Source organism: Pantoea sp. sgz302252, from assembly GCF_047713085.1.
In the GTDB taxonomy this organism is placed as follows: Bacteria; Pseudomonadota; Gammaproteobacteria; order Enterobacterales; family Enterobacteriaceae; genus Scandinavium.
The window spans coordinates 254,455-274,555 of the sequence record NZ_JBLFJW010000001.1 but is presented as its reverse complement, the minus strand read 5'-3'; the positions used below and the strand labels follow the sequence as shown (position 1 = coordinate 274,555).

The 20,101-nt window shown below is 54.0% G+C and carries 18 protein-coding genes; 11 read left to right on the top strand and 7 right to left on the bottom strand.

Annotated elements, in window-relative coordinates:
* From nagZ to ACLW56_RS01355, 4 genes are all read left to right on the top strand, one after another.
* Nucleotides 1-1,026: a beta-N-acetylhexosaminidase gene (gene nagZ, locus ACLW56_RS01370; protein WP_330982021.1), complete on the top strand. Its 1,026-nt coding sequence runs from the start codon at nucleotides 1-3 to the stop codon at nucleotides 1,024-1,026.
* A 39-nt stretch (nucleotides 1,027-1,065) separates the two neighbouring features.
* Entirely contained in the window at nucleotides 1,066-1,608 is a 543-nt protein-coding gene (gene ycfP / locus ACLW56_RS01365; RefSeq protein ID WP_330982020.1) for an alpha/beta hydrolase YcfP, read from the top strand.
* A 237-nt stretch (nucleotides 1,609-1,845) separates the two neighbouring features.
* Nucleotides 1,846-3,150, top strand: a complete 1,305-nt coding sequence (locus tag ACLW56_RS01360; protein ID WP_330982019.1) for an NAD(P)/FAD-dependent oxidoreductase — start codon at nucleotides 1,846-1,848, stop codon at nucleotides 3,148-3,150.
* Nucleotides 3,151-3,341: 191 nt separating this feature from the next.
* Nucleotides 3,342-3,881: a glycine zipper 2TM domain-containing protein gene (locus ACLW56_RS01355; RefSeq protein WP_330982018.1), complete on the top strand. Its 540-nt coding sequence runs from the start codon at nucleotides 3,342-3,344 to the stop codon at nucleotides 3,879-3,881.
* Nucleotides 3,882-4,038: 157 nt separating this feature from the next.
* On the opposite strand, the gene ACLW56_RS01350 is transcribed toward ACLW56_RS01355, so the two are convergent.
* A complete protein-coding gene (locus tag ACLW56_RS01350; RefSeq protein WP_330982017.1) occupies nucleotides 4,039-4,674 on the bottom strand; it encodes a TetR/AcrR family transcriptional regulator in 636 nt (211 codons plus the stop codon).
* A 245-nt stretch (nucleotides 4,675-4,919) separates the two neighbouring features.
* On the opposite strand from ACLW56_RS01350, the gene bhsA reads away from it, so the two are divergent.
* Nucleotides 4,920-5,177 (top strand): multiple stress resistance protein BhsA, encoded by a 258-nt coding sequence (gene bhsA / locus ACLW56_RS01345; RefSeq protein ID WP_330982016.1) that lies wholly within the window; start codon nucleotides 4,920-4,922, stop codon nucleotides 5,175-5,177.
* Nucleotides 5,178-5,415: 238 nt separating this feature from the next.
* Here the strand turns inward: bhsA and ldtC are convergent, their stop codons facing one another.
* Nucleotides 5,416-6,378: a L,D-transpeptidase LdtC gene (ldtC, locus tag ACLW56_RS01340; RefSeq protein WP_330982105.1), complete on the bottom strand. Its 963-nt coding sequence runs from the start codon at nucleotides 6,376-6,378 to the stop codon at nucleotides 5,416-5,418.
* Nucleotides 6,379-6,523: 145 nt separating this feature from the next.
* The gene (gene mfd, locus ACLW56_RS01335; RefSeq protein ID WP_330982015.1) at nucleotides 6,524-9,979 is read right to left on the bottom strand and encodes a transcription-repair coupling factor; all 3,456 of its coding nucleotides are present in this window, start codon (nucleotides 9,977-9,979) and stop codon (nucleotides 6,524-6,526) included.
* A gap of 395 nt (nucleotides 9,980-10,374) precedes the next feature.
* On the opposite strand from mfd, the gene lolC reads away from it, so the two are divergent.
* The 6 genes from lolC (at nucleotide 10,375) to ACLW56_RS01305 (ending at nucleotide 15,874) form a co-directional block, all read left to right on the top strand.
* The gene (gene lolC / locus ACLW56_RS01330; protein ID WP_330982014.1) at nucleotides 10,375-11,574 is read left to right on the top strand and encodes a lipoprotein-releasing ABC transporter permease subunit LolC; all 1,200 of its coding nucleotides are present in this window, start codon (nucleotides 10,375-10,377) and stop codon (nucleotides 11,572-11,574) included.
* Complete coding sequence (lolD, locus tag ACLW56_RS01325; RefSeq protein ID WP_330982013.1) at nucleotides 11,567-12,268, top strand: lipoprotein-releasing ABC transporter ATP-binding protein LolD; 702 nt, start codon at nucleotides 11,567-11,569, stop codon at nucleotides 12,266-12,268. Before lolC ends, lolD begins: the two co-directional genes overlap by 8 nt.
* Nucleotides 12,269-13,513, top strand: a complete 1,245-nt coding sequence (lolE, locus tag ACLW56_RS01320; protein WP_330982012.1) for a lipoprotein-releasing ABC transporter permease subunit LolE — start codon at nucleotides 12,269-12,271, stop codon at nucleotides 13,511-13,513.
* Between the two features lie 175 nt (nucleotides 13,514-13,688).
* Nucleotides 13,689-14,600: an N-acetylglucosamine kinase gene (gene nagK / locus ACLW56_RS01315; protein ID WP_330982011.1), complete on the top strand. Its 912-nt coding sequence runs from the start codon at nucleotides 13,689-13,691 to the stop codon at nucleotides 14,598-14,600.
* A gap of 14 nt (nucleotides 14,601-14,614) precedes the next feature.
* Nucleotides 14,615-15,436, top strand: coding sequence for a Sir2 family NAD+-dependent deacetylase (gene cobB / locus ACLW56_RS01310; RefSeq protein ID WP_330982010.1), 822 nt, complete (start codon nucleotides 14,615-14,617; stop codon nucleotides 15,434-15,436).
* Between the two features lie 294 nt (nucleotides 15,437-15,730).
* On the top strand, nucleotides 15,731-15,874 hold the full coding sequence (locus ACLW56_RS01305) for a hypothetical protein (protein WP_330982009.1): 144 nt from the start codon (nucleotides 15,731-15,733) through the stop codon (nucleotides 15,872-15,874).
* Nucleotides 15,875-16,211: 337 nt separating this feature from the next.
* Here ACLW56_RS01305 and potD read toward each other — a convergent pair whose 3' ends face one another.
* Genes potD through potA form a run of 4 tightly spaced genes read right to left on the bottom strand, consistent with a single transcriptional unit; the run spans nucleotide 16,212 to nucleotide 20,008 of the window.
* Complete coding sequence (gene potD / locus ACLW56_RS01300) at nucleotides 16,212-17,246, bottom strand: spermidine/putrescine ABC transporter substrate-binding protein PotD (RefSeq protein ID WP_330982008.1); 1,035 nt, start codon at nucleotides 17,244-17,246, stop codon at nucleotides 16,212-16,214.
* Nucleotides 17,243-18,034: a spermidine/putrescine ABC transporter permease PotC gene (potC, locus tag ACLW56_RS01295; protein ID WP_330982007.1), complete on the bottom strand. Its 792-nt coding sequence runs from the start codon at nucleotides 18,032-18,034 to the stop codon at nucleotides 17,243-17,245. The genes potD and potC overlap by 4 nt, the downstream gene beginning before the upstream one ends.
* Nucleotides 18,031-18,888, bottom strand: coding sequence for a spermidine/putrescine ABC transporter permease PotB (gene potB, locus ACLW56_RS01290; protein WP_330982006.1), 858 nt, complete (start codon nucleotides 18,886-18,888; stop codon nucleotides 18,031-18,033). Before potB ends, potC begins: the two co-directional genes overlap by 4 nt.
* Nucleotides 18,872-20,008 (bottom strand): spermidine/putrescine ABC transporter ATP-binding protein PotA, encoded by a 1,137-nt coding sequence (potA, locus tag ACLW56_RS01285; RefSeq protein ID WP_330982005.1) that lies wholly within the window; start codon nucleotides 20,006-20,008, stop codon nucleotides 18,872-18,874. The genes potB and potA overlap by 17 nt, the downstream gene beginning before the upstream one ends.
* Nucleotides 20,009-20,101: the final 93 nt, after the last annotated feature.

Sequence of the window (20,101 nt, the reverse complement as noted above, 5' to 3'; positions counted from 1 at the left end):
GTGGGCCCAGTGATGTTGGATGTTGAAGGATTCGAGCTGGATGCTGAGGAACGAGAAATTCTGGCGCATCCCCTGGTCGGCGGGCTGATTCTGTTTACCCGCAACTACCATGATCCGGCCCAGCTTCGTGAGCTGGTACGCCAGATTCGCAGCGCATCCAAAAATCACCTTGTGGTGGCTGTGGATCAGGAAGGCGGGCGCGTACAGCGTTTCCGTGAAGGTTTTACGCGTCTGCCAGCGGCTCAGTCTTTTGCTGAATTGCTCGGGATGGAAGAGGGCGGGCGCATGGCGCAGGAAGCGGGTTGGTTGATGGCATCAGAGATGATCGCCATGGACATCGATATCAGCTTCGCGCCCGTGCTGGATGTCGGGCATATCAGCGCCGCCATCGGTGAGCGTTCTTACCATGCCGATCCGCATAAAGCGCTGGCGATGGCTCGCCACTTTATCGATGGCATGCACAACGCCGGAATGAAAACCACCGGTAAACACTTCCCGGGGCATGGCGCGGTGACCGCGGACTCGCACAAAGAAACTCCGCAAGACCCGCGCGATGAAGCTGAAATTCGTGAAAAAGATATGTCGGTGTTCCGCACGCTGATCACTGAAAATCGCCTGGATGCCATCATGCCCGCCCACGTGATTTACAGTGAAGTCGACCCGCGTCCGGCTAGCGGTTCCCCGCATTGGCTGAAAACCGTGCTTCGCGGTGAACTGGGCTTCGACGGCGTTATTTTCTCTGATGATTTATCGATGGAAGGCGCGGCAATCATGGGCAGCTACGCGGAACGTGGCCAGGCATCGCTGGATGCAGGTTGCGATATGATCCTCGTCTGCAATAATCGTAAAGGTGCCGTTAGCGTGCTGGATAACCTGTCGCCGATCAAAGCGGAGCGTGTTGCGAAATTGTATCATGAAGGTTCATTTACCCGTCAGGAGCTGAGGGATTCAGCTCGCTGGAAGACGGTCAGCGCGCAGCTCAACGAACTGCATGAACGCTGGCAGGCGCATAAAGCCACTTCTTAATCTTCCCCTCATCGGGATTAGCAGTGTTGCGAGGATGTAATGATAATTTATTTGCACGGTTTCGATTCAAACAGTCCGGGGAATCACGAGAAAGTCCTGCAATTGCAGTTTATCGACCCAGACGTTCGCCTGATTAGCTACAGCACGTTGCATCCAAAGCACGACATGCAGCACTTGCTGAAAGAAGTAGACAAAATGTTGCAGCTTAACGCTGACGACAGACCTCTGATTTGTGGGGTGGGGCTCGGTGGCTACTGGGCCGAACGCATCGGTTTTCTGTGTGATATCCGTCAGGTGATTTTCAATCCTAATCTGTTCCCGAATGAGAACATGGAAGGAAAGATTGACCGGCCAGAAGAGTACGCGGATATCGCAACCAAATGCGTAAGCAACTTCCGCGAGAAAAACCGCGATCGTTGCCTGGTGATCCTCTCCCGTCAGGATGAGGCCCTGAATAGCCAGCGTTCGGCTGAGTTTTTGCATCATTACTACGAGATAATTTGGGATGACGTGCAGACGCATAAGTTCAAGAATATCTCTCCGCACCTGCAGCGTATCAAAGCTTTTAAAACTCTCGGCTAATCCCGCTTTTGCCCGGTGGCATCCTGTTCACCGGGCACCTAAACTCCCGCTTATCCACTACACTTGCTCAACATTTCATCGGCAAAACTTGATTCATATCAATTTTGGTATGACCAATGCACCTCCCATGGTATTCTTCGCTGAAGTTACGTTTTCAGGCGCAGTAACCTGTTGTTAATTAAAGGTTATTTTAATAACTTTTAATTAACAATTGGTTAATAATTTGAGGGGGTCACGTTGACTACACCATTGAAAAAGATTGTGATTGTGGGCGGTGGTGCTGGCGGGCTTGAGCTGGCGACTCAGTTGGGTCGGAAGCTTGGCCGTGGCAAAAAAGCGAAAATCACGCTGGTCGATCGTAATCACAGCCATCTGTGGAAACCGCTGCTGCACGAAGTTGCCACCGGTTCTCTGGATGAGGGCGTGGATGCGCTGAGCTACCTGGCCCATGCGCGTAACCACCATTTCCAGTTCCAGCTGGGCTCCGTGGTGGATATCAACCGTGAGACCAAAACCCTGACGCTGGCTGAACTGCGTGACGAAAAAGGCGAGCTGCTGGTACCCGAGCGCAAGCTGCCGTACGACACGCTGGTGATGGCGCTGGGCAGTACCTCTAATGACTTCAATACGCCGGGCGTGAAAGAGAACTGCATTTTCCTCGATAACCCGCATCAGGCGCGCCGTTTCCATCAGGAAATGCTCAACCTGTTCCTCAAGCACTCCAGTAACCTGGGCGCCAACGGTAAGGTAAATATCGCCATTGTTGGCGGTGGTGCCACGGGCGTCGAGCTTTCCGCAGAGCTGCATAACGCGGTGAAGCAGCTTCACAGCTACGGTTACAAAGGGCTGACCAACGAAGCGCTGAACGTCACGCTGGTGGAAGCAGGGGAACGTATTCTGCCTGCACTGCCGCCACGTATTTCCGGTGCAGCGCACAGCGAACTGACCAAAATGGGCGTACGCGTACTGACGCAGACCATGGTCACCAGCGCCGATGCAGGCGGTTTGCACACCAAAGAAGGTGAGTACATCAATGCCGATCTGATGGTGTGGGCGGCGGGCATCAAAGCGCCTGATTTCATGAAAGACATCGGCGGTCTGGAAACCAACCGCATCAACCAGCTGGTGGTCGAGCCAACGCTGCAAACCACCCGTGATGCTGATATCTACGCGATTGGTGACTGCGCCTCTTGTGCTCGCCCAGAAGGCGGCTTCGTGCCACCGCGTGCTCAGGCTGCTCACCAGATGGCGACCTGCGCGCTGAACAACATCCTGGCACAGAGCAAAGGCAAGCCGCTGAAGGCGTACACCTATAAAGATCACGGCTCGCTGGTTTCATTGTCGAACTACTCGACCGTCGGCAGCCTGATGGGTAACCTGATGCGCGGCTCAATGATGGTAGAAGGGCGCATTGCCCGCTTCGTGTACATTTCCCTGTACCGTATGCACCAGATTGCACTGCACGGTTACTTCAAAACCGGGTTGATGATGCTGGTGGGTAGCATCAACCGCGTGATCCGTCCTCGCCTTAAACTGCACTGATTGCCTAATGCCCGGTGGCGCTGCGCCACCGGCATCTTTTCTACCTCTTTAAAATCCAGTTTCTCTCCTTCAGAATGCTCTGAATCGCTCGAATCCGCCGTTTCCCGGCGATTTTTTCAGGGGTTTTCTTATATCCAACTTCACCTTCTGGTTGCAAAATTGTTACCAACAGCAACAAAGGAGGAACTCCCGTGAATAAATCAATGTTAGCGGGTATAGGGATTGGCGTAGCTGCTGCGCTGGGTGTGGCGGCGGTGGCCAGTCTTAACGTGCTTGATCGTGGCCCACAATATGCGCAGGTTATCTCTGCAACGCCCATTAAAGAGTCAGTGAAAACACCTCGTCAGGAATGTCGGAACGTTGCGGTGACGCATCGCCGTCCGGTTCAGGATGAAAACCGTATCGCCGGTTCAGTGCTCGGTGCCGTAGCGGGTGGCGTGATTGGCCATCAGTTTGGGGGTGGACGTGGTAAAGATGTTGCCACCATCGCTGGGGCGTTAGGCGGCGGTTATGCGGGTAACCAGATTCAGGGTTCGATGCAGGATAACGATACGTACACCACCACGCAGCAGCGCTGTAAAACCGTGTACGACAAGTCAGATAAGATGTTGGGTTACGATGTGACCTACAAAATTGGCGATCAGCAGGGGAAAATCCGTATGGATAAAGATCCTGGTACTCAGATCCCACTCGACAGCAATGGTCAGCTGGTTTTGACTAACAAAGCCTAAAAAAGCAGTTTATCTGTTAATTGGCCCCTCATTCGCTCAGGCTGAGGGGCCTTTTTTATGGCTCATTGCCCTGCGACGCTGCGCTTGCCAGGCCTGGTGCGTGTCGTAGGCCGGCGTAAGGCGAAGCCGCCACCCGGCATGGCAGCTGTTGTCGCAATCAGATTTTCAGCATCTGTGGCCACAGTCGTAACGTGGTGTCCGTTATCTTCATCAGCGATTCGTAGCTTGCGCCTTCACGCGCGCTGATGGACATCCCTTGCAGAATGCAGCTCAGGAACAGGGCCAGTTCGCAAACGGGCTTATCGGCAGGGATTTCACCGCGGGCCTGACGTTGGGTCAGAAACTCGCAGAGTGTTTTTTCCTGCATTGCGTGGCGAGATTTTATCGTTCGCGCAATGTCCTTCGACGAGGCCGCAAGCGTCGCCGAGGTGTTAATCATGAAGCAACCAGCCGGGGTGTCTTTGCTGGTAAAGCAAGTGGCCACAGCGCTGAAATAATCACGTAGCGCTTGTTCTACCGGCTTCTCTTCACAAAAAAGTTGAGCTTCGTGCTTATCGGCAAAGCGTGAGATATAGCGATCCAGAACAGCCCGGAACAGGCCTTCTTTGTTGACGAATTCTGCGTACAGCGTCGGGGCTTTCGCACCTGTCGCTTCCACTAAATCCGCGAGTGATGTTGCTTCATAGCCGTGCTGCCAGAAGAGTGTCATGGCCTTATCGAGCGCCGCTTCCCTGTCGAACACTTTTGGTCGGCCACGGCTTTTTTTTACGCAACTTGCAACGTCAGTTGTCATGGTGCCGTTGTACCTCTATGGATGTGTTGAACGTTCATTATAAAAATAAACCCTCAGCATAACCAGCGCCGGATGAGACAAAATAAAATTCTCATATCGATATGAAAAATAAGAGATAAATTATTTATATAATCATCATTATAAAAATCCGTTGACGCGTGATTCAGATCACACTATTATTTCCCTATCGATCGTTAAGTTAATAATAACGACCCGGCAAAATTCATCTGCAAAGGTAAAAAATCATGAAAAGCATCAAAACTTTCGCTGTTGCTGCCGTCCTGAGTTCACTGTCATTCGCAAGCTTCGCAGCGGTAGAAGTTCAGTCCACACCGGTTGACCAACACAAAGTCGGCGTTATCTCTGCTGACGCAGGCACCAACCTGGGTTCTCTGGAAGACCAGTTGGCACAGAAAGCAGACGCCATGGGCGCCAAATCATTCCGTATTACCTCAGTTACCGGTCCAAATTCCCTGCACGGGACTGCGGTAATTTATAAATAAGGCCCTCCTTATTTAACCCTTGGCAATGCCACTGCCATAAAAAAGACGAGAGTGATGACAAACCTCTAACGAATGAGATTTGTCATAGGGTACCGAATAAAAAAACAAGGAAAATCAATTTATTGATTTTCGGCTGCTCACCACAAAGAAGGAAAAACCACGCTTTTTCCTTCTTTGTCAGCAGTCTGAGACCACGACATTTGTCGTGGTCTTTTTTTTGTTCTCAGAAAGGGGCGGTTTATAGCGTTTGTGCCGTTGCTTCACCGTGAGTGGTGACATCCACAGGTATACCCGAACGCACTTCCATCACATGTTCCATCACCGATGCATCTGTCTGTGCGGAATTTTTGAAGGCCTGCATTGTGCTGCTGAGCGTGATGGGCAACACCTGCGGATCATCATTGATATGTCTGGACAGCGGCTGATGCACTTCCACAAGGTGTACACCGTTTGGCTCAACGGACGCCTTGATTGGCGTATTGATGATGTTCACTTTGGTGCCTGGCGTCACTTGCCTGAACAGCGTTTCGATGTCGCCATCACGCAGACGGATACAGCCGGAGCTCACACGCATGCCAATACCGAAGTCAGCGTTAGTCCCGTGCAGCAGATACACACCGCCATAGGCCGACAAGCGAATAGCGTGATGGCCCATCGGGTTATCTGGCCCGGCAGGCACTACGGCAGGTAAATTAATCCCGTTGGCCTTGTATCGGGCGCGGATGTTGGCCGTTGGCGTCCACGTAGGATTAGCGCGCTTATCGGATACCGTGGTCACCATGGTTGGCGTCAGTGTGTCGCCTCCCAACTGGCCGATGCCAATCGGGTAAACCGTGACGCTGTTTTTGCCCGGCGGGTAATAATAGAGACGCAGCTCGGCAAGGTTAATCACCATGCCTTCTCGTGGCGCATCAGGCAGCAGAGTTTGCAGCGGAATGGTCAGCACGCTGCCGGCGCGTGGAACATACGGATCAACGCCGGGGTTCGCCTGAAGCAAAGCCAAAAAACCGACATTGTATTTTTTCGCGATAGCTTCCAGAGAGCCGCCATCGTTAGCGACAACGTGAAAACGGTTTTCACCGACCAGACGGCTGCCAGCAGGTGGAAGAGGCCAGGTATTGGCGCGTGCGGGTAAAGTCACAGCCACAGTTGCAGCGAGGGCAAACAGCGCCATCAGCCGCAGGAAACGCGATTGAATCATCATCACAGCACATCCATAATGGTGATTAAGCAGGAGAGACCCTCATTATGGCATCAGGCTGTGTCTGGACGTTTCAGTGAATTGCAAAGAGTGTGTAAAGACGCGGGGGGAGCAGTCCCGGCGACAGACGCCGCCGGGAAGGGAATCAGGCAACAGCGTTCTCTTCAAGCTGCTGCATAAAGTTGCGCACCCACTCCATTCGGGCTTTACGCTCGGCCAGTTCCTGGAAGAACTTCAGGCGAGTCGGCCCATCAAGACGATAGTGCTGAGGCTGCTTCTGCAACAGGCCAATAAGCCAGGCAGGATTCACGTGATTCTTTTCATTGAATTCAATCACGCCGCCTTTCTCATTCCCTTCAAGCTTGCGAATGCCCAGTTTCTGCGCCTGCTGGCGAAGACGAGCAATATCCAGTAGGTTACGTGCGGCATCCGGCAGCAGGCCGAAGCGGTCGATAAGCTCAACTTTCAGCTCATCGAGCTCCTGCTCGCCTTTGGCACTGGCGATACGCTTGTAGAAAGAGAGGCGGGTGTTAACGTCCGGAATAAAATCGTCCGGCAGCAATGACGGCATACGCAGCTCAACTTCGGTCTGCTGGCTGGTGAGATCTTCCAGCGACGGCTCACGGCCCGCTTTCAGCGCATCCACCGCATTTTCCAGCAGTTCCATGTACAGCGAGAAGCCAATGGTTTCCATCGAACCGCTCTGATCTTCACCCAGCAACTCACCCGCGCCACGAATTTCGAGGTCATGGGTTGCGAGCGCAAAGCCTGCGCCTAAATCTTCCAGAGAGGCGATGGCTTCCAGACGTTTTTGCGCGTCGGTGGTCATGGCTTTTGGATGCGGCGTCAGCAGCCATGCGTAGGCCTGGTGATGAGAACGCCCAACGCGACCACGTAACTGATGCAACTGAGCAAGGCCGAAGTGGTCAGCGCGTTCAATGATGATGGTGTTGGCCGTCGGAATGTCGATCCCGGTTTCGATTATCGTGGTACACACCAGCACGTTGAAACGCTGGTGGTGAAAATCATTCATCACCCGTTCCAATTCGCGTTCGCGCATCTGCCCATGGCCGATAGCAATACGGGCTTCGGGCACCAGTTCTGCCAGGCGGTCTGCGGCTTTCTGGATATTTTCGACATCGTTATAGAGGTAATAAACCTGACCGCCGCGCAGCACCTCACGCAGAATCGCTTCGCGCACAACCAGATTGTCATACTCGCGCACGAAGGTTTTGACTGCCAGACGGCGAGCAGGTGGTGTGGCGATAATAGACAGGTCACGCATGCCGCTCATCGCCATGTTCAGCGTACGCGGAATCGGCGTTGCCGTCAGGGTCAGAATGTCGACATCGGCACGCATCGCTTTAATGCGTTCTTTATGACGCACGCCGAAACGGTGCTCTTCATCAACAATCAACAAGCCGAGATCGCGCCATTTCACGTCGCTTTGCAGCAATTTATGTGTGCCAATCAGGATATCGATTTTACCTTCACTGGCTTGTTCCAGAATCTGCGTCTGCTCTTTGGCACTGCGGAAGCGTGAGAGCATCTCAATGCGCACTGGCCAGTTGGCAAAGCGATCGCGGAAGTTATCGAAATGCTGCTGAGCAAGCAGGGTGGTCGGCACCAGCACGGCAACCTGTTTGTTGTTTTCTGCCGCCAGGAACGCGGCGCGCATGGCAACTTCGGTTTTACCAAAGCCCACGTCGCCGCACACCAGTCTGTCCATCGCCAGCGGCTGGCACATATCGCTCAGCACCGCATTGATCGCCTGCGCCTGATCAGGCGTGGTTTCAAACGGGAAGGTGTCGCAGAAGAGTTGATACTGCTCGCGATCGTGCTTAAAGGCATAACCTGATTTGGCCGCCCGTTGCGCGTAGATATCAAGCAGTTCAGCCGCGACATCACGAACTTTTTCGGCCGCTTTTTGACGCGCTCTTGCCCATGCATCGCCACCCAGTTTGTGCAGCGGAGCATTATCTTCCGCGCCACCGGCGTAACGGCTGATCAGATGCAGCGACGACACCGGAACATACAGTTTCGCGTCATTGGCATAGATGAGCATCAGATATTCAGCGGTGATGCCGCCAGCTTCCAGCGTCGTCATGCCGGCATACCGGCCAACACCATGTTCCAGATGGACAACGGGTTGTCCTTCATGCAATTCGGCAAGATTGCGAATCAGCGTGTCCGGGTTGATCGTGCGACGCGAATCCTGACGCCTGCGAGCCACGCGCTCGCCGAGTAAATCGCTTTCGCAAATTAACGCCCGATTGCGCAGCGTATCAATATAGCCGTGCTCGGCGGAGCCGGTAATCAGAAAACGACCATTCCCCGTGGCTTCGTCAAGGCGCTGAACCCGTTTAGGCGCCAGCTTAATGCGTGACAGCAGTTCACCCAGCGCCTCACGGCGGCCTTCACTTTCGACCGAGAAAATTACCGGGCCTTCAAAAGACTCAAGGAAGCGACGAAGGTTATCGAGCGGTGATTTGTTCTGCGCCTGCACCGCCAGGTCTGGCAGTTTTTGATAGCCAAGATTGACGTTGGCAGCTTTGTCTGCGAGCTGCTCTGTTTTGAGCTGCACACGCGGCCATTTTTTCAGCTCGCTAAACAACTCATCGACACGAAGCCACAGCTGGGCAGGTGGCAGGAGAGGGCGCATCGGGTCAACGCCACGATTTTCGAAACGTGCTTGCGTATCGATTTCAAAACGCTGTGCGCTGGCTTCAGGATCGCCGGTACTGACGAGCAGCGTGTTAGCAGGGAAATAGCTAAACAGCGGTGGCAAAGGTTCGCTAAAGAAAAGGGGCTGCCAGTATTCAATACCCGCAGGCAGCGTGCCTTTGCTGACCTGCTGGTAGATATGTTCGGCATCGCGTTTAACGTCGAACTTATCTCGCCACTGGCTGCGGAACAGCTCGATAGCGGTTTTGTCCGTGGGGAACTCGTGAGCGGGCAATAAATTGATCGCTTCGACTTCTTCCAGCGTGCGTTGAGTGTCGGTATCAAACAGACGCAGGCTGTCGATTTCATCATCGAAAAAGTCCAGACGATAAGGCTGACTACTCCCCATCGGGAACAAATCTAACAACGCACCACGAGTAGCATATTCACCGTGTTCCATGACCTGGTCCACATGGCGATAACCCGCGCTATCGAGCTGCGCGCGAAGCGCATCACGCGAAAGCTGCTGACCTTTTTTCATCACCAGCGCATGCCCGTGCAGATAGCTGTGCGGGCAGACTCGTTGCATCAGAGTATTAACGGGAACAATCAACACGCCGCGCTGCATGGTGGGAAGCTGATAGAGCGTCGAAAGGCGCGAGGAAATAATTTCCTGATGGGGAGAGAAACTGTCATACGGCAAGGTTTCCCAGTCCGCCAGATTCATCACCATCTGATTGGTGAACTGGCTGATTTCGTCATGCAGGCGCAACGCATTTTGCATATCGGGCGCAATCAGCACCACGGGCCCGTTGTGGCGTTCCACAATCTGAGCAACTTCGGTCGCACAGGCGGCACCGGTCAGTTCACCCAGAAGACGTTGTTCACCTGCTTTGACAGGCAGGGTATAGCGTTGGTTTTCAGCTAATTCAGGCATAGGTAATATCAGGTCCCTCGTGGGTTTACCTCTGATGGTGGGGGCAAACCGCCTTTCTTCAATGAGGCTTATTATCCTTGATCATCAGGGTTTAGCAAACCGCCGATGGTCTTAGTGGCCCTAAATCAGCATGCTGAATTTTCCCCTTCGTCCGTCAGGTTTATTTTGATCGAAGAAGGTTAAGCATGCACTCCGGCTACACGCCTGGTGGCGAAAGGCTATGCTTTCGGACTTTTGTCCCCCTGTTTCACGGCTGCGCAGCCATAATCAGTAACAGACTGTATTTTTTCATTTTAAAATGCTCTTACGGCAGGCCGTATCTGACTTCTCGCATTTACGCTCCCGGCTTTCGCTTATATACTCGGGCTCTAGCTAACAGCAACCAGACGGATTACATGTACCAACCTGTCGCACTATTCATTGGCCTGCGTTACATGCGTGGGCGCGCAGCAGACCGCTTCGGTCGCTTTGTCTCCTGGCTTTCGACCATCGGCATCACGCTTGGCGTGATGGCGCTGGTGACCGTGTTGTCGGTCATGAACGGCTTCGAGCGTGAGCTGCAAAACAACATCCTGGGGCTGATGCCGCAGGCGGTACTCAGTTCTGAACAAGGTTCGGTTAATCCTCAACAGCTTCCTGAAAGCAAAGCCAAACTGCAGGGCGTCACGCGTGTCGCGCCGTTAACCACGGGTGATGTGGTTATCCAAAGCCCGCGTAGCGTAGCGGTGGGCGTCATGTTGGGTATTGATCCCACGCAGAATGATCCGCTCACCCCGTATCTCGTCAACGTGAAACAAACCGCGCTGGAAGCCGGGCAATATAACGTCATTCTTGGCGAACAACTGGCCGGGCAGCTTGGCGTCAAACGAGGCGACCAGATTCGCATTATGGTGCCCTCGGCAAGCCAGTTCACACCGATGGGCCGTGTGCCAAGCCAGCGACTGTTTAACGTCATTGGCACGTTTGCGGCCAACAGCGAAGTCGACGGCTACCAGATGCTGACCAACATTCAGGATGCCTCACGTCTGATGCGTTATCCCCCTGGCAACATCACCGGCTGGCGTTTATGGCTGGATAAGCCGCTGGAAGTCGACACCCTGAGCGCGCAAAAATTACCAGAAGGCACTAAATGGCAGGACTGGCGCGAGCGTAAGGGCGAACTGTTCCAGGCCGTGCGGATGGAAAAAAACATGATGGGCTTACTGTTGAGCCTGATTGTCGCCGTTGCCGCGTTTAACATTATTACTTCGCTTGGCCTGATGGTGATGGAGAAACAAGGCGAAGTGGCAATCCTGCAAACCCAGGGCCTGACGCCGCGCCAGATTATGGCAGTGTTCATGGTGCAGGGCGCAAGCGCAGGGGTGATAGGCGCACTGTTAGGTGCGCTGCTCGGTTTGTTGCTTGCAAGCCAACTGAATAACCTGATGCCAATCATCGGCGCGTTTGTCGATGGCGGCGCGTTACCGGTGGCGATTGAACCGCTGCAGGTGATTGTTATCGCGCTGGTGGCGATGCTGCTGGCGCTGCTTTCTACGCTGTATCCTTCCTGGCGCGCTGCCGCCACTCAACCCGCTGAGGCATTACGTTATGAATAAAATCCTGTTGCAATGCGACAACCTGTGCAAACGCTATCAGGAAGGCACCGTGCAGACCGACGTGCTGCACAATGTCAGTTTCAGCATTGAGGAAGGCGAAATGATGGCGATCGTCGGCAGCTCCGGCTCCGGCAAAAGTACGCTGCTGCACCTGCTGGGTGGCCTTGATACGCCCACCTCCGGTGACGTGATTTTTAGCGGAAAGCCACTTTCCAACATGTCTTTAGCGGCCAAAGCCGAACTGCGTAACCGCGAACTGGGCTTTATCTACCAGTTCCACCATCTGCTGCCAGATTTCACCGCGCAGGAAAACGTGGCGATGCCGCTGCTGATTGGGAAGAAGAAGCCTGCTGAAATCCAGGAACGCGCGCGCGCTATGCTGGCGGCCGTGGGCCTCGATCATCGTCGCAGCCATCGTCCGTCTGAGCTTTCCGGTGGCGAACGTCAACGGGTGGCGATTGCCCGTGCGCTGGTGAATAACCCGCGTCTGGTGATGGCCGATGAACCCACCGGTAACCTGGATGCGCGTAATGCAGACAGCATTTTCCAGCTCCTTGGCGATCTGAACAAACAGCAGGGCACGGCGTTTCTGGTTGTCACGCACGATCTGCAACTGGCGAAGCGAATGAGTCGCCAACTGGAGATGCGTGACGGTCACCTGAATGCCGAGCTGACCCTGATGGGAGCGCAGTAAATGGCTTCTCCGTTATCCCTGCTTATTGGTTTACGCTTCAGCCGTGGTCGCCGTCGTGGCGGCATGGTGTCGCTGATTTCGGTCATTTCTACAGTGGGTATTGCACTGGGTGTGGCGGTGTTGATCGTTGGCCTGAGCGCCATGAACGGTTTCGAACGTGAGCTGAATAACCGCATTCTGGCTGTCGTTCCACACGGTGAAATCGAGCCGGTTAATCAACCGTGGAATAACTGGAACGACGCGCTGAACAAGGTCGAAAAAGTGAAGGGGATTGCCGCAGCTGCGCCGTATATCAATTTCACGGGCCTGATCGAGAGCGGCAGTAACTTGCGCGCGATTCAAATTAAAGGCGTGGATCCGCAACAAGAAAGTAAGTTAAGCGCGCTGCCTGCTTATGTGCAGAACAACGCCTGGGCTGATTTCAAAGCGGGCAGCCAGCAAATCATTCTGGGTAAAGGCGTGGCCAATGCGCTGAAGGTGAAGCAGGGCGATTGGGTGTCAATCATGATCCCTAACTCCGACAAAGAGCATCAGCTCCTGCAACCCAAACGTGTCCGTTTACACGTGACCGGCATTCTGCAACTGAGCGGCCAGCTTGACCACAGCTTTGCGATGCTCCCAATGCCCGACGCCCAGCAGTATCTGGACATGGGCAGCAGCGTGACCGGCATTGCCATCAAAGTAAACGACGTCTTCAATGCCAACAAATTGGTGCGCGACGCAGGCGAAGTGACGAACAGCTACGTGTACATCAAGAGCTGGATTGGCACGTATGGTTATATGTACCGCGACATCCAGATGATCCGCGCGATCATGTATCTGGCGATGATTCTGGTGATTGGCGTCGCCTGCTTTAACATCGTTTCCACACTGGTGATGGCCGTCAAAGATAAGAGCAGCGACATCGCGGTGTTGCGCACGCTGGGTGCAAAAGATGGCCTGATCCGCGCTATTTTCGTCTGGTACGGTCTGCTGGCTGGGCTGCTGGGCAGCCTCAGTGGCGTTGTGATTGGCGTGCTGTGTGCCCTGAATCTGACGACCATCATCAAGGGGATTGAAACCCTGATTGGCCATCAGTTCCTGTCTGGCGATATCTATTTTATCGACTTCCTGCCGTCTGAATTGCACTGGCTGGATGTCTTTTATGTGCTGGTCACGGCACTGGTGCTGAGTTTGCTGGCGAGCTGGTATCCTGCCCGTCGCGCCAGCCGGATTGATCCTGCAAGAGTGTTAAGTGGCCAGTAATTCAGTGGATTGCGGGGAGTGCTTTTGTCGCTGAGTGTAGGCCCGTGCAAGCGCAGCGCCGCCGGGCAATAATGTCGGGTGCGGCTGCGCCTTACCCGACCTACAGAGCGTGCAATTCCTGCCAGTAATCCACTCTTTATGTCCTGACCTGTTGGGTCAGTAAAGAGGAATTACTATGTACTACGGATTTGACATTGGCGGCAGCAAAATTGCCCTTGGCGTCTTCGACAGCCAGCGGTGCTTGCAGTGGGAAAAGCGCATCGCCACGCCGCGAGACAGTTATGACGCCTTCCTTCAGGCTGTTTGTGGGCTGGTTGCTGAAGCCGACGAGCGCTTTGGCCTAAAAGGCAGCGTCGGGATTGGTATCCCGGGGATGCCGGAAACCGAAGACGGCACGCTCTATGCCGCCAACGTCCCAGCCGCCAGCGGCAAACCACTGCGCCGCGACCTTTCCACCCTCCTTGACCGCGATGTCCGCTTCGATAACGACGCCAACTGTTTTGCGCTTTCTGAAGCCTGGGACGATGAGTTCACCCACTATCCGCTGGTGATGGGGCTTATCCTCGGTACCGGCGTGGGCGGCGGACTGGTGTTGAACGGCAAATCGATAACCGGTCACAGCTACATCACCGGTGAATTTGGGCATATCCGTCTGCCTGTTGATGCGCTTGAGGTCGTTGGGCGTGATTTCCCGCTAACCCGCTGTGGCTGCGGTCAATCAGGCTGCATCGAAAATTACCTTTCCGGGCGGGGTTTTGCGTGGCTGTACAACCATTTCAACCAGCAGTCGCTTTCTTCCCCTGATATCGTTGCACTATGGGAAAAGGGTGACACTGCTGCCCGCGAGCATGTTGAGCGTTATCTCGACTTGCTTGCCGTCTGTCTGGGCAATATTCTGACCATTGTCGACCCGAATTTAGTGGTGATTGGCGGTGGATTGTCTAACTTTACTGCGATAACAGAAGGGCTGGCAGCACGTTTGCCGCGTCATCTGCTACCGGTGGCACGCGTTCCTCGTATCGAACGTGCTCGCCATGGTGATGCTGGAGGAATGCGCGGTGCCGCATTCCTGCATCTCAAAGACTAATTACAGGGGCTTTTATGCAGTCGCGTCGCTTTCATCGACTCAGTCGTTTTCGCCTTACCAAACGTCGGTTGCACGATCGTCTGCGCCAACGGGTGTTCTTCAGAGACCGTATTGCGCCTGAAGAAATGGCCAAACCGAGGGTTGTCGTATTGACCGGCGCGGGGATCTCGGCTGAGTCCGGGATCCGCACATTTCGTGCAGCGGACGGTTTATGGGAAGAACATCGGGTAGAAGACGTGGCGACGCCAGAAGGTTTCGCCCGAGACCCGGCCCTGGTGCAGGCTTTTTACAACGCTCGTCGTCAGCAATTGCAGCAACCTGAAATCCAGCCCAACGCGGCGCATCTGGCGTTAGCGAAGCTGGAAGCAGCGCTGGGCGATCGTTTCCTGCTTGTGACGCAGAACATCGATAACCTGCATGAAAGGGCTGGAAGCCAGCGTGTCGTCCATATGCACGGCGAACTGCTCAAAGTGCGCTGTGCGTGGAGCGGGCAGGTGCTGGAATGGACAGGCGATGTGACCGTTGACGACAAATGCCACTGCTGCCAGTTCCCACAACCTCTGCGCCCACACGTGGTATGGTTTGGTGAAATGCCATTGGGAATGGACGAAATCTACGAAGCGCTTGCTACGGCTGATGTTTTTATCGCTATCGGCACGTCAGGCCACGTCTACCCCGCAGCGGGTTTTGTTCACGAAGCCAAACTGCAGGGCGCACATACCGTAGAACTGAACCTCGAACCGAGCCAGGTCGGCAGTGAGTTTGAAGAAAAGCACTACGGTCTGGCCAGTGCTGTCGTGCCGGAGTTTATTGAGCGACTGCTGAAGGGGCTTTGAGTCTGGCTACTCACCCAGGCCTTCTTCCTAAATGCTGAGGAATCGCCACTGGTTTTTGTCGAATGCTGTACAGAGTACAGTTCCGTTCACTTTATGACTTGCAGCCACCTTAACTTCCCCTGCACGTGAACGGGTTAAGGGAGCCTTTCGCGGCTCCCTTAACAATCCCGGCGACCCCGCGAATGAAACCGGTGCTTTGCACTAAACCTCCCTGCCAACCAGCTGCCTGCGGCCGGCTCGACTCGACGTCCCTGTCTCATTTCGCCTCAGTCCGCCATCCATGGCGGCCTGACCTTGTCATCTGGTCGTCAGCTCGGCGGTTTCAGCGGGGGGGCAACACCAGCGCCCACTGAAGCCGATGTGGTGGGTTTTGGTCCGGCTGAAAATCGCCTCAACCTTCAGCGACTGGCCGGGGCAGCCCGCATGGATGCGGGCTGAGGGCGTGACTTACAGGGACGTTGCATCTCGCCCGACCCGATTAGCCAGTTGCTGGAGGTTGAGGTTCCGTGAAGCGGCGATTTTCTTTTGCCGGGAGCCGGGACAAATTTGTCAGGAACAAATTTGAACAGCGCTTGCGCTGGCCCCGAAGGGGTGAGGCCCATGGATGGGCCGAATAATGTAAGGGAATGGCGGTGAATTCCCTTAGCACGTTCACCGCAGAAGGGATTACAGAGTAGCAGTGGACTTATAGTGAACGGAACGATTCCACTGCTGTTCTATATACACTTATTTCTGGGGCTGTCTCAGCCTAAGAGAGGAGAGGGCACCGGTAATTTTACCGTCCCGCTTTTAACTTCTGGTAATAATCTTCATAAAGACGGCTGGCATCGCCGACGTCGTTCTGCCATTCGCCTTTTTTGATGGTGTCCGCATCCGGGTAGAGCGTTTTGTCATTGGCGACTTTCGGGTCCAAAAGCTTGCGTGCGGCAAGGTTTGGGGTTGGATAGCCAATGGTTTCTGCGACCTGTTTTGCCACATCCGGGCGCAGCAGGAAGTTAATCAGCTTTAACGCGCCGTCGACATTTTTTGCATTAGACGGGATCGCCAGGCTATCCATCCAGAAGATGCCGCCTTCTTTCGGCCACACCACTTCCAGCGGTGTACCGGCCTGACGAGCGACCCATGCAGACCCATTCCAGACCATCCCCAGGTTCACTTCGCCTTCCATATACGGATTTGCCGGGTTGTCGGAGTTGAAGGCCGCCACGTTTGGCATCAGCTTTTGCAGCTCTTTATACGCCGCTTCAATTTCTTTCGGGTCGGTGGTGTTGCCGGAAAGGCCCAGTTTGCGCAGCGCTATCTGGAATACTTCGCGCGCATCGTCCGTCAGCAACAGGCTGCCTTTGTACTCAGGCTTCCACAAATCTGCCCAGCTGGTGACAGTTTTTGGGTCGATGGCATCGCTGTTGACGCCAATCGCCGTTGCACCCCAGATGTACGGAATAGAGTAGTCGTTGTTCGGGTCAAACGGTTTGTTCAGCATGTCCGGGTCGAGGTTACTGAAGTTAGTCAGCTTGCTCTTATCAATCTTCTGGATCATGCCTTCTTTGCGCATCTTGTCGACAAAGTAAGTCGACGGCACGACCAAATCGTATGCGCCTTGTTTGTAGGTTTTCAGCTTGGCGTACATGGTTTCATTCGACTCGTAGGTCGAATAAATCACCTTGATCCCGGTCTCTTTGGTGAACTGTTCCAGCAGGCCTGGCGGTACGTATTCCGTCCAGTTGTAGAAATAAAGCGTTTTGCTGTCATCGGCATGCGCGGCACTCATACCGAGCACCAGCGCTGCTGCGGCAAGCATTTTTTTCATTTCGAGGTCCCCTGAGATTTCGTTTTATCACGAGCAACAATCTGGCTGGCAATGACCATGACCAGAGAAAGCACTAACAGAATAGTGGCCAGTGCGTTCACTTCCGGTGACACGCCGACTTTAACCATAGAGTAAATCTTAAGCGGTAAAATTTCGTATCCCGGCCCGGTGACGAAGGAAGACACCACCACATCATCCATCGACAACGTAAAGCTTAGCAACCAGCCCGCCGCGACAGCAGGCATCGCCAGCGGCAGAATGATTTTGCGCAGAATGGTCATTTCACTGGCACCTAAATCCTTCGCCGCTTCCAGCATTCGCACATCAAAGCCTTTCAGGCGTGAATAGACGGTGACCACCACAAAAGGCAGGCAGAACGTGATGTGGGAAAACAGCAGGGACCAGAAGCCGAGCTGAATGCCAATCAGCATAAACAGCACCAGCAGGGAAATCGCCATCACGATATCCGGCGACATCATCACCACAAACAGCATGCCACTGACAAAAGGTTTGCCACGGAAACGGTAGCGATACAGCGCGACAGCCGTCAGTGAGCCAATCAGCGTGGCAAAGGTGGCTGACAGCACTGCCATGGTCAGCGAGTGTTGCGCGGCTTGAAGCAGGCTGTCGTTGTTCATCAGCAGCCCATACCATTTGGTGGTAAAGCCTTGCCAGTTAATGCCAAAGCGAGAGCTGTTGAATGAGTTCACGATCAAAATAATGATCGGGATATAAAGGTAAGCATAAATGGCAGTCATAAAACCGCCGCGAAGCAGTCGACCGATCATTCGAGTTCCACCTTCTTGTTCAGCAAACGCGAAGCACGCCAGTAAACGAGTAGCATCAGGCCCATCACCACCGTCAGGGTGATGCTGGTGGCTGCGCCAAACGGCCAGTCACGAATATTCAGGAACTGACTCTTGATGACGTTACCGATAAGCAAGTTCTTCGCGCCGCCCATCAGATCCGACACATAGAACAAGCCCATCGCAGGGAGCATCACCAGCAAACATCCGGCGACAATACCCGGCATGGTCAACGGAAGAATAATGCGAATGAAGGTCTGCAGTTTACCTGCGCCTAAATCTTTGGCTGCTTCCAGCAGCGGTTTATCCAGCTTTTCGATGCTGGAATACAGCGGCATCACCATAAACGGCAGCAGGATATAGACCAGCCCGATGATCACCGCGCCGGGCGTGAACATAATACGAATCGGCGTGTCGATAACCCCGAGCCACAGCAGGAACTCGTTGAGATAGCCTTTGGTGCTGAGGAAAATCTTCAGCCCGTAAATACGAATCAGCGAGTTAGTCCAGAACGGCACAATCAGCAGGAACAGCAGCAGCGGGCGCACTTTTTGCGGCAGCCGTGCAAGGAACCAGGCGAAGGGATACCCGAGGATCAGGCAGGCCAGAGTCGCCAGCAATGCCATGTTCAGCGAATGCAGCAGGACATCGAAATAGAGGGGGTCAAGCAGGCGTGAGTAGTTGTCCAGCGTAAAGACCAGCTTGACGAAGTTGGCGTCATCGCGGGTCAGGAAACTGGTCGCAATAATCATCAGGTTGGGCAGGAACACAAACACCACAAGCCAACCGACGATGGTGGCGATCACCACCTTCTGGAATTTACTTGTGTTCTTCATCAGCCAGCACCACTTCCCAGCTTTCAACCCAATTGATGGCCATTTTCTGATCCAGCGAATGGTCAAAATCCGGATCGTCTTCGTTGAAGAATTCGTTGACCAGCACCATTTTGCCGTTTTCCAGCTCAACCACGGATTCCAGGGTCATGCCTTTGTAGTTGCGTTCACGCACATAGCCAATCAGGCCTTCGATGTGGTTATCGTCATTGATTTCATCGACGCGCAAATCTTCCGGGCGCAGCAGCACGTTCAGCTTCTGGCCGGGCTCGACGGCAAAGTTTACGTAGATATTGCACTCGCGGCCTTCCACGTTAGCGCGAACTCGCTGTTCGTCCAGACGTTCAATCACCGTGGCGGTAAACTGATTGATTTCACCGATGAAACTGGCGACGAACAAATTCTCAGGCTCTTCGTAAATTTCACGAGGGGTGCCGTCCTGCTCGATTTTGCCATCGCGCATCACCACAATGCGGTCTGACATCGTCAGCGCTTCTTCCTGATCGTGTGTCACAAAAACGAAGGTGATACCGAGCTTACGTTGCAGCGCTTTCAGTTCGTTTTGCATCTGCTTACGCAGTTTGTAATCCAGCGCGGAGAGGGATTCATCCAGCAGGAGCAAGCGGGGTTTGTTCACCACGGCGCGCGCGATGGCGACTCGCTGCTGTTGACCGCCAGAGAGCTGATGCGGTTTGCGTTGGGCGAACGCTTCCAGTTGCACCATTCGCAAGGCTTCTGTCACGCGCGGTGTTATCTGGTCGGCGGGGGTTTTTTGCATTCGTAAGCCAAACGCGACGTTCTCGAACACGCTCATGTGCGGGAACAGGGCGTAGCTCTGGAAAACGGTATTGACGTGGCGGTTTTCGGCGGGGACATCGGTGATATCCTGGCCTTCAAGATGAATGCGGCCTGTATCGACGTTCTCAAGCCCGGCGATAAGACGCAATACGGTTGTTTTACCGCAGCCAGAGGGGCCAAGCAGGGTAAGGAATTCACCGTTATTGATGGTGAGGTTGAGATCTGAAATGACTGTTTTACCTTCAAAGCCTTTGCGAATCCCCGCTAACTCTACCAGCGGTGAAAGCGAACGCGATTGTGTATTCAATTTTTTACTCTGTCCCATGTAGGCGTAACGAAAGGCTGTCGTTACGGGGTTTGTGGTTAACCACCTTAGAGGTCTGACACATCATTAAGGGCTGGCATTCTACGGCAATCC

Excerpts from the sequence above, each read along its gene's own strand:
- ycfP (WP_330982020.1), top strand. The coding sequence starts at position 1,066 with ATGATAATTTATTTGCACGGTTTCGATTCAAACAGTCCGGGGAATCAC.
- ACLW56_RS01350 (WP_330982017.1), bottom strand. The coding sequence starts at position 4,674 with ATGACAACTGACGTTGCAAGTTGCGTAAAAAAAAGCCGTGGCCGACCA.
- bhsA (WP_330982016.1), top strand. The coding sequence starts at position 4,920 with ATGAAAAGCATCAAAACTTTCGCTGTTGCTGCCGTCCTGAGTTCACTG.
- ldtC (WP_330982105.1), bottom strand. The coding sequence starts at position 6,378 with ATGATTCAATCGCGTTTCCTGCGGCTGATGGCGCTGTTTGCCCTCGCT.
- mfd (WP_330982015.1), bottom strand. The coding sequence starts at position 9,979 with ATGCCTGAATTAGCTGAAAACCAACGCTATACCCTGCCTGTCAAAGCA.
- lolC (WP_330982014.1), top strand. The coding sequence starts at position 10,375 with ATGTACCAACCTGTCGCACTATTCATTGGCCTGCGTTACATGCGTGGG.
- lolD (WP_330982013.1), top strand. The coding sequence starts at position 11,567 with ATGAATAAAATCCTGTTGCAATGCGACAACCTGTGCAAACGCTATCAG.
- lolE (WP_330982012.1), top strand. The coding sequence starts at position 12,269 with ATGGCTTCTCCGTTATCCCTGCTTATTGGTTTACGCTTCAGCCGTGGT.
- nagK (WP_330982011.1), top strand. The coding sequence starts at position 13,689 with ATGTACTACGGATTTGACATTGGCGGCAGCAAAATTGCCCTTGGCGTC.
- cobB (WP_330982010.1), top strand. The coding sequence starts at position 14,615 with ATGCAGTCGCGTCGCTTTCATCGACTCAGTCGTTTTCGCCTTACCAAA.
- potD (WP_330982008.1), bottom strand. The coding sequence starts at position 17,246 with ATGAAAAAAATGCTTGCCGCAGCAGCGCTGGTGCTCGGTATGAGTGCC.
- potC (WP_330982007.1), bottom strand. The coding sequence starts at position 18,034 with ATGATCGGTCGACTGCTTCGCGGCGGTTTTATGACTGCCATTTATGCT.
- potB (WP_330982006.1), bottom strand. The coding sequence starts at position 18,888 with ATGAAGAACACAAGTAAATTCCAGAAGGTGGTGATCGCCACCATCGTC.
- potA (WP_330982005.1), bottom strand. The coding sequence starts at position 20,008 with ATGGGACAGAGTAAAAAATTGAATACACAATCGCGTTCGCTTTCACCG.